A 12,410-nucleotide genomic window follows, 5' to 3' on the forward strand; every position below is an offset into this window, starting at 1 on the left:
AGGCTCCTACCATCGCCGCATGTCCTCCACCGCAGCACCCTCGATCAGTGCGCCCACCGGCGGCCCCTCGCTGCCCCAGGAACGACGGCTCGTCACGGCCGTCCCCGGCCCCCGGTCACGCGAGCTCATGGCGCGGAAGGCCGGAGCCGTCGCAGCCGGGGTCGGCGTCGCCGTGCCGATCGCCGTCGTCGCGGCCGGTGGCGGGGTCGTCGTGGACGCGGACGACAACTCGTTCGTCGACCTGGGGTCCGGGATCGCCGTGACCAGCGTCGGCAACGCGCACCCCGCCGTCGTCGCCGCGGTCACCGAGCAGGTCGCTGCCTTCACCCACACGTGCTTCACGATCGCCGCCTACGACGGGTACGTCGCGGTCGCCGAGGCACTCAACCGGCTGACCCCCGGCGACCACGACAAGCGCACGGCGCTGTTCAACTCCGGCGCCGAGGCCGTCGAGAACGCCGTGAAGATCGCGCGCAAGCACACCGGTCGGCAGGCCGTCGTGGTGTTCGACCACGCGTACCACGGCCGCACGAACCTCACGATGGCGCTCACCGCCAAGAACCAGCCCTACAAGGACGGCTTCGGCCCGTTCGCGCCCGAGGTCTACCGGGTGCCGATGTCCTACCCGTTCCACGACGGGCTCTCCGGGCCCGAGGCGGCGAAGCGCGCGATCAGCCAGATCGAGAAGCAGGTCGGCGCGGCGAACACCGCGGCGCTGCTCATCGAGCCGATCCAGGGGGAGGGCGGGTTCGTCGTCCCCGCGCCCGGGTTCCTCACCGCCCTGTCCGAGTGGACCACGGCGAACGGCGTCGTGCTCATCGCCGACGAGGTGCAGACCGGCTTCGCGCGCACCGGGTCGATGTTCGCGAGCGAGCACGAGGGGATCGTGCCGGACGTCGTCACGACCGCGAAGGGCATGGCCGGCGGTCTGCCCCTGTCCGCCGTGACCGGGCGCGCCGAGATCATGGACTCCGCGCACGTCGGCGGGCTCGGCGGCACCTACGGCGGCAACCCGATCGCCTGCGCTGCCGCACTCGCCGCGATCGACGCGTTCGAGCACGACGGGCTGATCGACCGAGCCCGCGAGATCGGGGACGTGCTGCTCGGACGACTCCGTGCCGCGCAGACGACCGACCCGCGGATCGGTGACGTCCGCGGACGCGGCGCGATGGTCGCGATGGAACTCGTGGACCCCGCGACCGGCGAACCGGACGCAGCACTGACCGGGAAGGTGGTGCGGTCTGCGTTCGAGCACGGCGTCATCGCGCTGACCGCCGGCACGTACGGCAACGTCGTCCGGTTCCTGCCCCCACTGTCGATCGACGACGCCCTGCTCCACGAGGGACTCGACGTCGTCCTGGAAGGACTCGCAACAGCATGACCACCGGCACCACCACCGCCCCCGCGGCCGACCGCACCGACGCCGAACGCGAGCTGCTCGCCCGCGTCCCCACGGGCCTCCTGGTCGACGGCGCCTGGCAGCCGTCGGCCGACGGCCGGACCTTCGCCGTCGTCGACCCCGCCACCGGCGAGACGCTGCTCGACATCGCCGATGCAACCCCCGAGGACGGTGTTCGAGCCCTCGACGCCGCGGAAGCAGCCAAGACGGGCTGGGCGAGCACACGGCCGCGGCACCGTGCCGAGCTGCTCCGTCGCGCGTTCGACCTGCTGCAGGAACGCCGCGAGGAGTTCGCGCTGCTGATGACGCTCGAGATGGGCAAGCCGCTCGCCGAGGCCCGCGGCGAGGTCGCGTACGGCGGGGAGTTCCTGCGCTGGTTCTCGGAGGAAGCGGTCCGGATCGGCGGTTCGTACGGCACCAACCCCGAGGGCACCGGCCGTGCCACCGTCTCGCACAAGCCCGTCGGCCCCGCGTTCCTCATCACGCCGTGGAACTTCCCGCTGGCGATGGCGACCCGGAAGATCGCACCGGCGCTCGCCGCCGGGTGCACGGTCGTCGTGAAGCCGGCCGAACTGACGCCGCTCACGACCCTGCTCTTCGTCGACCTGCTGCGCGAGGTCGGTCTGCCCGCCGGGGTGGTCAACGTGGTGCAGACCACGCGGGCCGCCGACGTCTCCGCGCCGGTGATCGCCGACCCCCGGCTCCGGAAGCTGTCCTTCACGGGCTCGACGCCGGTCGGACGCACGCTGCTCGCCCAGGCGGCGCAGAACGTGCTCCGGACGAGCATGGAGCTCGGCGGCAACGCCCCGTTCCTGGTGTTCGCCGACGCCGACCTCGACCTGGCCGTGGAGGGCGCGCTCGCCGCCAAGTTCCGCAACACCGGGCAGGCCTGCACCGCCGCGAACCGGTTCCTGGTGCACGAGGACGTCGTCGACGAGTTCACGCGCCGGGTCACCGAACGTGTCGAGGCCATGCGCGTCGGACGCGGCACCGAGGACGGCGTCGCCATCGGACCGCTCATCGACGACCGTGCCGTCGACAAGGCGCACCGCCTGGTCACCGACGCGCTCGACCGCGGGGCGACGCTCCGCACCGGCGGACACCCGGTCGACGGCCCCGGCACCTTCTACGCGCCCACGGTCCTGACCGACGTGCAGCCCGGCAGCGACCTGCTCCGCGACGAGATCTTCGGACCCGTCCTGGCGATCCGGACCTTCCGGACCGAGGACGAGGCCGTGGCCGCCGCCAACGACACCGAGTACGGTCTGGTCGGCTACGCGTTCACCGAGGACCCGGCCCGCGGCCAGCGCCTGATGGAGCGGCTCGAGACCGGCATGCTCGGACTCAACACCGGGGTCGTCTCGAACGCGTCGGCCCCGTTCGGCGGGGTGAAGCAGTCCGGCCTCGGCCGCGAGGGCGGCGGCGAGGGCATCGCCGAGTACCTCGAGACCATGTACACGCTGACCCCGGACCCGTTCCGGAGCACCACCACCGAAGGAGCAGCACGATGATCGAGAGCGACGTCGTCGTCATCGGAGCCGGTGTCACCGGCCTGACCGCCGCGAACCGCCTGCGCGCCGCGGGACTGACCGTCACGGTGCTCGAGGCGCGCGACCGCGTGGGCGGCCGCACCTGGACGAACGACATCGAGGGGGTCACGCTCGAGATCGGTGGCCAGTGGGTCTCGCCCGACCAGACCGCGCTGCTCGAGACCCTCGACGAACTCGGGCTCGACACCTACGACCGGTACCGCGAGGGCTCCAGCGTCTACGTCGACGCCGAGGGCACCCGCACCGAGTACACCGGCGACATCTTCCCGCTGCCCGAGGCGACGGCGAACGAGATCGAGCGACTCGTGACGGTCATCGACGAGTACGTCGCGGCGGTCGACCCCGCTCGCCCCTGGGAGACCCCGGACGCCGCCGCACTCGACGAGGTCTCCTTCCGTGCCTGGCTGCACGCGCTCAGCCCGGACCGCGTCGCCACCGACAACGTCGAACTGTTCATCGCGGGCGCCATGCTCACGAAGCCGGCACACGCGTTCTCGGCACTGCAGGCCCTGCTGATGGCTGCCTCTGCCGGGAGCTTCACGAACCTGGTCGACGCCGACTTCATCCTGGACAAGCGCGTCGTCGGCGGCATGCAGCAGGTGTCCGAACGCCTCGCGGAGCGCCTCGGTGACGCCGTGCACCTGAACGCGCCGGTGCGCACCCTGCGCTGGACCGACGACGGGGTCGTCGCGTTCGCCGACGGCGGCCTCGAGGTCCACGCTCGGCAGGCGCTCGTCGCCGTGCCGCCGCCCCTGTACTCGCGGATCTCGTACGAACCCCCGCTGCCCCGTCGCCAGCACCAGCTGCACCAGCACCTGTCGATGGGCTTCGTCATCAAGGTGCACGCCGTCTACGACCGGCCGTTCTGGCGCGGCGCCGGGCTCTCCGGCACCGCGTTCAGCCCGTACGAGGTCGTGCACGAGGCGTACGACAACACCGAGCACGGCTCGGAGCAGGGCACGCTCGTCGGGTTCGTCTCCGACCAGCACGCGGACGACCTGTTCGAGCTGTCGGCCGAGGAACGGAAGGCCCGCGTGCTCGCATCGCTCGCGCACTACTACGGCGACGAGGCCCTGCGCCCGGTCGTGTACTACGAGAGCGACTGGGGCACCGAGGAGTGGACCCGCGGCGCCTACGCGGCGAGCTTCGACCTGGGCGGGCTCGTCCGCTACGGAGCCGACCAGCGTGCAGCCGTCGGTCCGATCCGGTTCGCGTCGAGCGACCTGGCCGGGCAGGGGTACCAGCACGTCGACGGTGCGGTGCGGATCGGGCGCGAGGTCGCCGACGAGATCCTGGCCGTGACCCTGGTCGCCGCCGGCTCGGGCGCTGCCGCCTCGTCCGTCTGAACGGGTGCAGCGCCGACCGCGCGTAGCGTCCGGGCCATGAGCGACACGACGGCGAACGGATCCAGCGACCCCAGCGAGGCCGAAGCGCAGTACACCGAGGACCTGCCGGACGGGTCGCCCACGGGCGACGCGACGAAGGACCCCGCGCAGGACAGCGACACGGACTCCGGCGGCGAGCCCGCCGACCCGCAGCAGTAGCGGCGACCGACGAGCAGACGGGAGGCACGGTGCCAGCTGGCACCGTGCCTCCCGTCCGTCGTGGAGCCGGGTCCAGAGCGTCCGTCAGCCGATGCGGATCAGCTTCTTGTTGACGAACTCGTCGGCCCCCAGGGGGCCGAGCTCGCGGCCGAAGCCGCTCGCCTTGACGCCGCCGAACGGCAGTTCGGGGCTGTCCGCGCCGACGATGTTGACGTAGACCATGCCGGCCTCGAGCCGGTCCGCGACGCGGAGTGCCTGGTCGGCGTCGGTCGTGAACAGGTACGAGCCGAGGCCGTACGGGGTGTCGTTGGCGAGTGCGACGGCGGCGTCCTCGTCGGCGACGCGGTACACGGCGGCGACGGGGCCGAAGAACTCCTCGCGGTACGCGTCGTTGTCCGGCGTGACGTCGGTGAGGATCGTCGGCACGAAGGCGTTGCCCTGGCGGTCACCACCGGTGACGACGGTCGCACCCTGCGCGACGGCGGACGCGAGCTGCTCCTGCAGCCGGTCCGCGGCGGTCGGGGACGACAGCGGGCCGAGCTCGGCACCGGGCACGGACGGGTCGGTCGGCGAAACCGCCGACATGGCCGTCGTGAACTTCGCCAGGAAGTCGTCGTACAGGTCGTCCACCACCAGGAAGCGCTTCGGGGCGTTGCAGACCTGCCCGTTGCCCTCGAGGCGGGTCGTGACGGCGGACTCGACGACGGAGTCGAGATCGTCGGTGGACAGCACGATGAAGGGGTCCGACCCACCGAGCTCGAGCACGACCTTCGTGAGGTTCCGGCCGGCGATCTCGGCGACGGCGGCACCGGCGCGGGCGGACCCGGTCAGCGAAACCCCCTGCACGCGCGGGTCGGCGATGACGTCTGCGGCCTGGTCGTTCGTCGCGAAGACGTTCGTGTACGCGCCCTCGGGGAACCCGGCGTCGTGGAAGATCCGCTCGATCGCCAGGGCCGACTCGGGACACTGCGGTGCGTGCTTGAGCAGGACCGTGTTGCCGATGAGCAGGTTCGGGCCGGCGAACCGAGCGATCTGGTAGGCGGGGAAGTTCCACGGCATGATGCCGAGCAGCACGCCGATCGACGACTTCCGGATGAAGGCGCTGCCCTCGGAGCCGTCGGCCAGCGTGATCGGCTGGTCGGCGAGGAACTCCTCGGCGTGGTCGGCGTAGTAGTCGTAGATGTCGGCGCAGAAGTCCACCTCGCCCTCGGCCTGGTCGATCGGCTTCGCCATCTCGCGCACGATCGTGGCGGCGAGGTCGGCGTGACGCTCCCGGTACAGGTCCGCGACGCGGTGGAGCAGGGCCGCGCGGTCGGCGACGGTGCTGGTGCGGCCCCACTCGCCGTGGGTCTGGTGGGCGGTGGTGACGGCGGCGCGCAGCGCGTCGTCGGTGATGGTCGGGAACGTCTCGAGGGTCGTGCCCGTGGTGGGGTCGGTGACGGCGTACATGGCGTCCTCTCGTGGTGGGTCAGGCCTGGTCGGTCAGCTGCTTGTTGACGCCGGTGACCGGCTGGTTCTCGTCGAAGCTCTTCGGCAGCACCCGGAAGCCCTTCGTGATGACGAGCAGGTAGGCGAAGCCGATCGCCGCCCACACTCCTCCTGCGATCAGTGCGTCGGCGTGGAGCTGCGACCAGAGCACACCCGTCAGGACCATCGCGAGGCCGGGCAGGACGATGTACTTCCACCGGTCACCCGCGGTGTGGCGGCGGCCCTGCCGAACGGCGAAGTGCACGATGACGCTCGCGTTGACGAAGGTGAAGGCGACGAGCGCGCCGAAGTTGATGTACGACGAGATGGTGTCGAGCGAGAAGCTCATCGCGAGCAGCGTGACCGCCCCGACGAAGACCACGTTGAACACCGGGGTGTGCGTGCGCGGGTTGACGTAGCCGAACACCCGCTTCGGCAGGACGTTGTTCCGACCCATCACCATGAGCATGCGGGCGACGCTCGCGTGCGAGGCGAGCCCCGACGCCAACGCGGCGACGAACCCGGCCGACACCAGGACCGCCTGGAACACCGGGCCACCGACGAGCAGGCCGATCTGGGGGAGCGGGTCGTCGGTGAACTCGCCGAACGGGGTGTTCGTCGGGAACCGCAGCTGCGCGAAGTACGCGGACACCAGGAAGATCGCGCCGCCGAGCAGCACCGTCAGCATGATCGCCTTCGGCATGATCCGGATCGACTTCGCCTCTTCCGTGTACATCGTCACGGCGTCGAAGCCGATGAACGAGAAGCAGACCACCGTCGCACCGGTGAGCAGGGCGGACATCGTCACGCCGTCGTGCACGAACGGCTCGGTGCTCGCGATCGTGCCGGCGCCGGCACCGTGGACGAGTTCGATGACGGTGAAGACCACGAACGCGATCATCGCCAGGATCGCGCCGATGAGCAGCACCATGTTGAGGTTCGACGTGCCACGCATCGACAGGCAGATCACCGTCGTCACGAACACCGTGTAGACGACGACCGTCACCCACGACGGCAGTGCCGGGAACACCTGCTCCAGGTAGAGCCGGATGATCAGGGCGTTCACCATCGGCAGCAGCAGGTAGTCGAGCAGGGACGCCCAGCCGACCATGAACCCGAGGTTCGGGTGCATCGACTCCCGCACGTACGTGTAGGCCGAACCGGCTGCCGGGTAGACCCGGACCATCTTCCCGTAGCTGATCGCCGTCAGGGCCATGATGACCAGCGCGATCAGGTACGCGCTCGGCACGGCGCCGTCGGTCTGCCCGGAGACGATGCCGAAGGTGTCGAACACCACCGTCGGGGTCATGTAGCCGAGGCCCAGGCCGACGATCGCCCAGAGTCCGAGGCTCCGCTTCAGGGAACCGCCGCGCGCAGGTGTTGCCGGTGCTGTCGGTGTGGGGACCGCGGTCGGTGATGCCATGTGCGTGGACTTCCCTGCTGGGTCGGAGGTGGGCAGCGCCGGAGCTGGGCTGGGCAGCGTCGCCCGGACTGGTTCGGAGCAACATACCGATGTGCGAGTGCTCGGTGGACCGGCCGCGGTGTACATACGTCGGGCAGTTGCTGTACACCGCGGCGATGGATCAGACCGCCGGCTGTTGCTGCGTGATGCAGTGCAGGCCGCCGCCGCGCGCGAAGACCTGACGAGCGTCGATCGAACGCACCTGACGACCCGGGTACACGTCGGCGAGGATGCCGCGGGCGTGGTCGTCGGCGACGGCGTCACCGAACGCGCAGGCGATCACGGCGCCGTTCACCACCACGTGGTTGACGTAGTTCCAGTCGACCGGGCCGTCGTCGTCGGTCAGGGTCGACGGGGCCGGCAGTTCGACGATGGTCGCGTCCGTGGCCTGCTCGAGCGCCCGACGGATCTGCGGCATCACCAGGTGGTCCGGGTGGCCGGCGTCGGGCTGCGCGTGCAGCAGGACCGTGCCCGGATCGGCGAAGGTCGCGACCATGTCGACGTGGCCCCGGGTCCCGAACCCGTCGTAGTCACGGGTCAGGCCGCGGGGCAGCCAGACCACGTCCGTCGCGCCGATCGTCCGGGCGAGCTCGAGTTCGACGCGCTCGCGGTCGGCGTACGGGTTCCGTCGCGGATCGAGCTGCACGGTCTCCGTCACCAGGACCGTGCCCGTGCCGTCGACGTGGATCGCCCCGCCCTCGTTCACGAGCAGCGACGGGATCCGCCGCGCACCGGCGGCGGCCGCGACCGTGGCGGCGACCTCGGCGTCACGGGTCCACGTCGACCAGGAGTTCGCGCCCCAGCCGTTGAAGACCCAGTCCACGGCGCCGAGCTCGCCGGTCACGTCGTCGACGACGAACGTCGGCCCGATGTCGCGCATCCAGAAGTCGTCGAGGGGCGCTTCGAGCACCTCGACCGCGGTCGACAGCAGGCGACGAGCGTCGGCTCGCGCGACCGGGTCCACGACGATCGTGACGGGCTGGTGCTCGCTGATCGTGTTGGCGGTGGTCGCCCACGTCCGTCGCGCCGCCTCGGCGCTCGCCGCGTCGTCACCGAGTGTCAGGCCGGGGCGCGGGAACGCCATCCAGGTGCGTTCCTGCGGAGCCGTCTCGGGAGGCATCACCCACGTCATGCGCGCACCTCCGGTCCGGCGTCGGTCGCCGCCACCCCGATGGCCGCGTCGATCGCGTCGCGTGCGCCGTACGCGTGGCGGTCCTCGTCGACCGGGGCGACGAGCCCCGCGTAGAGGTCGGGGCGACGGGTCACGTAGAAGGGGAACAGTCGGAGCCACTCCGTCCGGGCCTCGAGGTCGAGGTCCGCCACGAGCACCGCGTCGGCGTCACGCGGCGCCTCGGCGAGCACGCGGCCGAACGGGTCCGAGATGAACGACGACCCGTAGAACGTGATGTCGCCCTCGTCGCCCCAGCGGTTCGGGACGACCATGAACTGGCCGGCGGTGATGCCGTTCGCGACGATGACCTGACGCCAGATCGGCGCGGTGTCGAAGTCCGGGAACGTCGGCTCGGAGCCGATCGCCGTCGGGTACACCAGGACCTCGGACCCGGCGAGGCCGTAGGACCGGGCCACCTCGGGGAACCACTCGTCCCAGCAGGTCGGCAGCCCGAGGCGTGCGCCGAGTCCCGCCGGCTCGAACACCGGGAAGGCGTCGTCGTCCGTCCCCGCGCGGAAGTACGTGTCCTCGTAGTAGCCGGCGCTGATCGGGATGTGGGTCTTGCGGGTCCGACCGACCAGGGTGCCGTCGGGGGCGACGAGGACGGCGGTGTTGTAGCCGCGGGGGTCGTCGGGCTGGTCGTCGTCGGCAGGGCGCTCGTACAGCGAGGCATGGACGAACACCCCGTGCTCGATCGCCTGTGCGCGGGCGAAGGTGACCGTCGGACCGTCCTGCAGCGACTCGGCGAGGTCCTTCGGGACACCACTGGCCGGAGTGTCGCCGGGGTAGCGGCGCAGGGTGAGCTCGGGCAGGAACACCGCCGCGGCGCCGTTGGCCGCGGCGGTGGCGATGCCGTCGGTGAGTTGTGCGCGGTGGGCAGCGGGGTCCGCGAGCCAACGCACCTGCACGAGGGCGACGCGGGTCGAGCGGCGGGGGGTGCCGGTGTCCTGGTGCAGCGGAGACGGGTGCGGGGGAGCGATGACGACGTCCATCCCGACATTGTTGATCGCATGGTCAATGAGCGCAAGGCCAAGGGGGAGTTGGGTGGGGTGATGAGCGAACCCATCGTCACGCCGCTCGGCTTCTCGCACGTGCGCCTCACGGTCACGGACATCCGCCGGAGCAAGGCCTTCTACGAGCAGCTGTTCGGCATGTCGCCCGGCAGTGACTTCAGCGACCAGATCGACGACCCGACGATCCACGACGACCCGTGGCGGACCTACGGCGGGTGCTCGTTCACGTTCGGCGGGCAGACGCTCGGCCTGCGACCGGTCGCCCCCGCCGAGGACCGGTTCGATCCCGATCGAGTCGGCCTCGACCACGTGTCGTTCCGCGTCGGGTCCGTCGACGACCTGCACGCCGCCGTCGAGCGGCTGGACGCCGCCGGCATCGAGCACGGCGACGTCACCGACCTGCCGCCGTTCGGCCTGGTGATCCTGTCCGTGCAGGACCCCGACGACGTCAACCTGGAGTTCGCGGCACCTCGACCCTGAGTCGCGGTCCGCTGGTGTCCGCTTGCCGCGTCCGTCACCCGGACCTCCAGGTGCCACGGAAGCGGGGAGCGTTGCCTGATCGCGTCAGATCTCAGGAGGAGACAGCATGAGCAAGACCTGGTTCATCACCGGAGCGTCGAAGGGCTTCGGCCGCGAGTGGGCGGAAGCCGCCCTCGAACGTGGAGACTCCGTAGCCGGCACGGCCCGCGACACCGACGACGTGCAAGCACTCGTCGACCAGTACCCGGACACGTTCCTCGGACTGCAGCTCGACGTGACCGACCGTGCCGCGGACTTCGCGGCCGTGCAGCGTGCGGCGGAGCACTTCGGCTCGCTCGACGTCGTCGTGAACAACGCCGGCTACGGCCACTTCGGCATGGTCGAGGAACTCACCGAGGACGAGGTCCGAGCCCAGCTCGAGACGAACCTGTTCGGAGCGCTCTGGGTGACCCAGGCCGCGCTGCGGATCATGCGGGAGCAGGGCTCCGGGCACGTCATCCAGGTGTCGAGCATCGGCGGGATCAGCGCGTTCCCGACGGTCGGCGCCTACCACGCGTCGAAGTGGGCGCTCGAGGGGCTGTCGCAGTCCCTGTCGCAGGAGGTCGCCGGCTTCGGCATCCACGTGACGCTCATCGAGCCGGGCGGCTTCTCGACCGACTGGTCCGGACCGTCGTCGAAGAAGAGCGACGAGATCGCCGCCTACGCCGACGTCCGCGAGGCCGCGTCGAAGCGCCCGTCGGCCGCCGACCCCGGCAAGCCCGAGGCGACCCGCTCGGCGATCCTGAAGGTCGTCGACGCCGAGCAGCCGCCCCTGCGCGTCTTCTTCGGCAAGGCGCCGCTCGGCATCGCCGAGAAGGACTACGAGTCCCGCCTGGCGACCTGGCGCGAGTGGCAGCCTGTGTCGGAGGAGGCACACGGCTCCTGAGCGACCTCAGCTGATGATGTTGACCGCGCGCGAGATGACCAGGGCCAGCAGGATGAACCCGCCGAGTGCCTGGTAGGCCATGATCATCTTCGCGCGCACGGTCATCGGCATGGTGTCGGTCGGGCTGAACGCCACCATGTTCGTCATCGCGACGTAGAGGTAGTCCAGGTACACCGGTCGCCACGCGGCGGTCTTCGGGTCGGTCTCCTGCGGGAACTGGAAGTCGGCCTCGGCACTCGTCCACAGCTCGGGACGACGACGAGCCACCGGCCCGCCCCGGTCGAGCTCCCAGTACACGAGCCCGAACGCGATGATCGTGCTCACCCACACCTGCAGGGCGGTGAGCAGCACGGCACCGCCGTCGGCCTGGCCACCGAGGAGCACCTCGATCGTCCGGACCACGGTCAGCTGGTTCGCGACGGTGAGCAGGATCGCCAACGAGAAGGACACCCACCGCGACCAGGTCGTCTCGCGGGTCAGTCGCCGCGGGTTGAAGACGACGAGCGGGATCAGCAGCAGGACGCCGAGCACCGGGACCACCCACGACGGGAAGAACAGCACCTCGCTCGGCAGGAACAGGCTGAGCCCGAGGTTCACCAGGACGGCGATCGCCACCGGTGCGCGGTGTTCGTGGCGGTGGCGGGTCCTGGTCGGGGTCACGGTGTGAGTGTCGCGCACCGGCTTCGCGCGGAGGTGACCCGTGGCGGCGCGTCGGTCCGTCGTGTCCACCGCGCGACGGACGCGGGGTCGCCCCGGAGGTGCACGACGGCGCACCGAGCGGCGGACGACACCGGATCGCCACCGGTCGAGGCTGGAGCCATGACCGAACGCATCCACCGCCCCGTCCGTCTCGTGGCAGCCGCCGTCCTCGCCGGGGGCCTGGCCCTCACCGCGACCGGCTGCTCCTTCATCCAGCAGCAGACCGGCGACGCCTGGGCGGTCACGTACCAGGTGCAGGTCGACGGGTCGGCCGGGTCGGAACTGACCGACGTCCGCGTCGAGGGCGCCGAGAAGCGCGGCGACGCCCCGGAGGTGCACCGACTCGGCACGCAGGAAACGGGCACCCAGAAGACGGGCACGCAGGAGGCGGGCACCTGGGAGCACGAGTCGATCGTCCTCGCCGAGCAGCGCGCCTCGGTCCGGGCGGCCCCGGCGCGGGGCGCGACGGCGACCTGCCGGATCCTGCTCGACGGCAAGCGCGAGATCGCCACGGAGACCGCTGCCGCGGGTGAGCCCGTGACGTGCTCGGTCGACACCCCCGCGTTCGACTGAAGGGTTCCCACCGCGGTGCAGCACGACGTCGCCTGAGGGGGTGACATTGGCGGGCCGTCGGGGTATCGTTGCGGCATCACGACTGGCCGTCATTCCCGACAAGGGGAGGCGGCCAGTTTTCTTTACG

The 12,410-nt window shown here is 71.0% G+C and carries 12 protein-coding genes; 7 read left to right on the forward strand and 5 right to left on the reverse strand.

All coding sequences use genetic code 11. The annotated features are described in order from the left end of the window. Nucleotides 1-19 precede the first annotated feature (19 nt). From gabT to EDF33_RS20045, 4 genes are read left to right on the forward strand one after another with little or no spacing between them, the layout of a single operon-like run. A complete protein-coding gene (gene gabT, locus EDF33_RS02855; protein ID WP_132099246.1) occupies nt 20-1,381 on the forward strand; it encodes a 4-aminobutyrate--2-oxoglutarate transaminase in 1,362 nt (453 codons plus the stop codon). Beyond that, complete coding sequence (locus tag EDF33_RS02860) at nt 1,378-2,910, forward strand: NAD-dependent succinate-semialdehyde dehydrogenase (protein WP_132099247.1); 1,533 nt, start codon at nt 1,378-1,380, stop codon at nt 2,908-2,910. The genes gabT and EDF33_RS02860 overlap by 4 nt, the downstream gene beginning before the upstream one ends. Beyond that, nucleotides 2,907-4,295 carry an NAD(P)/FAD-dependent oxidoreductase gene (locus EDF33_RS02865; RefSeq protein WP_132099248.1) on the forward strand — a complete coding sequence of 463 codons (1,389 nt, stop codon included), beginning with the start codon at nt 2,907-2,909 and terminating at the stop codon, nt 4,293-4,295. Before EDF33_RS02860 ends, EDF33_RS02865 begins: the two co-directional genes overlap by 4 nt. Nucleotides 4,296-4,331: 36 nt before the next feature. Beyond that, nucleotides 4,332-4,493: a hypothetical protein gene (locus tag EDF33_RS20045; protein ID WP_159572952.1), complete on the forward strand. Its 162-nt coding sequence runs from the start codon at nt 4,332-4,334 to the stop codon at nt 4,491-4,493. Nucleotides 4,494-4,577: 84 nt separating this feature from the next. On the opposite strand, the gene EDF33_RS02870 is transcribed toward EDF33_RS20045, so the two are convergent. The 4 genes from EDF33_RS02870 to EDF33_RS02885 form a co-directional block, all read right to left on the reverse strand. Next, a complete protein-coding gene (locus EDF33_RS02870) occupies nt 4,578-5,942 on the reverse strand; it encodes an NAD-dependent succinate-semialdehyde dehydrogenase (protein ID WP_123937134.1) in 1,365 nt (454 codons plus the stop codon). Nucleotides 5,943-5,961: 19 nt separating this feature from the next. Next, entirely contained in the window at nt 5,962-7,383 is a 1,422-nt protein-coding gene (locus tag EDF33_RS02875; RefSeq protein ID WP_123937135.1) for an APC family permease, read from the reverse strand. A 160-nt stretch (nt 7,384-7,543) separates the two neighbouring features. Further along, the gene (locus EDF33_RS02880) at nt 7,544-8,554 is read right to left on the reverse strand and encodes an agmatine deiminase family protein (RefSeq protein WP_131877958.1); all 1,011 of its coding nucleotides are present in this window, start codon (nt 8,552-8,554) and stop codon (nt 7,544-7,546) included. After that, on the reverse strand, nt 8,551-9,585 hold the full coding sequence (locus EDF33_RS02885; RefSeq protein WP_131877960.1) for a nitrilase-related carbon-nitrogen hydrolase: 1,035 nt from the start codon (nt 9,583-9,585) through the stop codon (nt 8,551-8,553). Before EDF33_RS02885 ends, EDF33_RS02880 begins: the two co-directional genes overlap by 4 nt. Nucleotides 9,586-9,645: 60 nt before the next feature. Between EDF33_RS02885 and EDF33_RS02890 the strand changes: the two genes are divergently transcribed. Together EDF33_RS02890 and EDF33_RS02895 are read left to right on the forward strand one after the other, a co-directional pair. Then, complete coding sequence (locus EDF33_RS02890; protein WP_123339303.1) at nt 9,646-10,086, forward strand: VOC family protein; 441 nt, start codon at nt 9,646-9,648, stop codon at nt 10,084-10,086. Between the two features lie 106 nt (nt 10,087-10,192). Beyond that, nucleotides 10,193-11,011: an SDR family oxidoreductase gene (locus EDF33_RS02895; RefSeq protein ID WP_132099249.1), complete on the forward strand. Its 819-nt coding sequence runs from the start codon at nt 10,193-10,195 to the stop codon at nt 11,009-11,011. 6 nt (nt 11,012-11,017) lie between these two features. Here the strand turns inward: EDF33_RS02895 and EDF33_RS02900 are convergent, their stop codons facing one another. After that, the gene (locus tag EDF33_RS02900; protein WP_132099250.1) at nt 11,018-11,671 is read right to left on the reverse strand and encodes a DUF1345 domain-containing protein; all 654 of its coding nucleotides are present in this window, start codon (nt 11,669-11,671) and stop codon (nt 11,018-11,020) included. Between the two features lie 159 nt (nt 11,672-11,830). Here EDF33_RS02900 and EDF33_RS02905 point away from each other — a divergent pair, with 159 nt between their 5' ends. Further along, entirely contained in the window at nt 11,831-12,283 is a 453-nt protein-coding gene (locus tag EDF33_RS02905) for a hypothetical protein (RefSeq protein ID WP_132099251.1), read from the forward strand. Nucleotides 12,284-12,410: the final 127 nt, after the last annotated feature.

Origin of the sequence: Curtobacterium sp. PhB146, assembly GCF_004342995.1 — a bacterium.
Lineage (GTDB): Bacteria > Actinomycetota > Actinomycetes > Actinomycetales > Microbacteriaceae > Curtobacterium.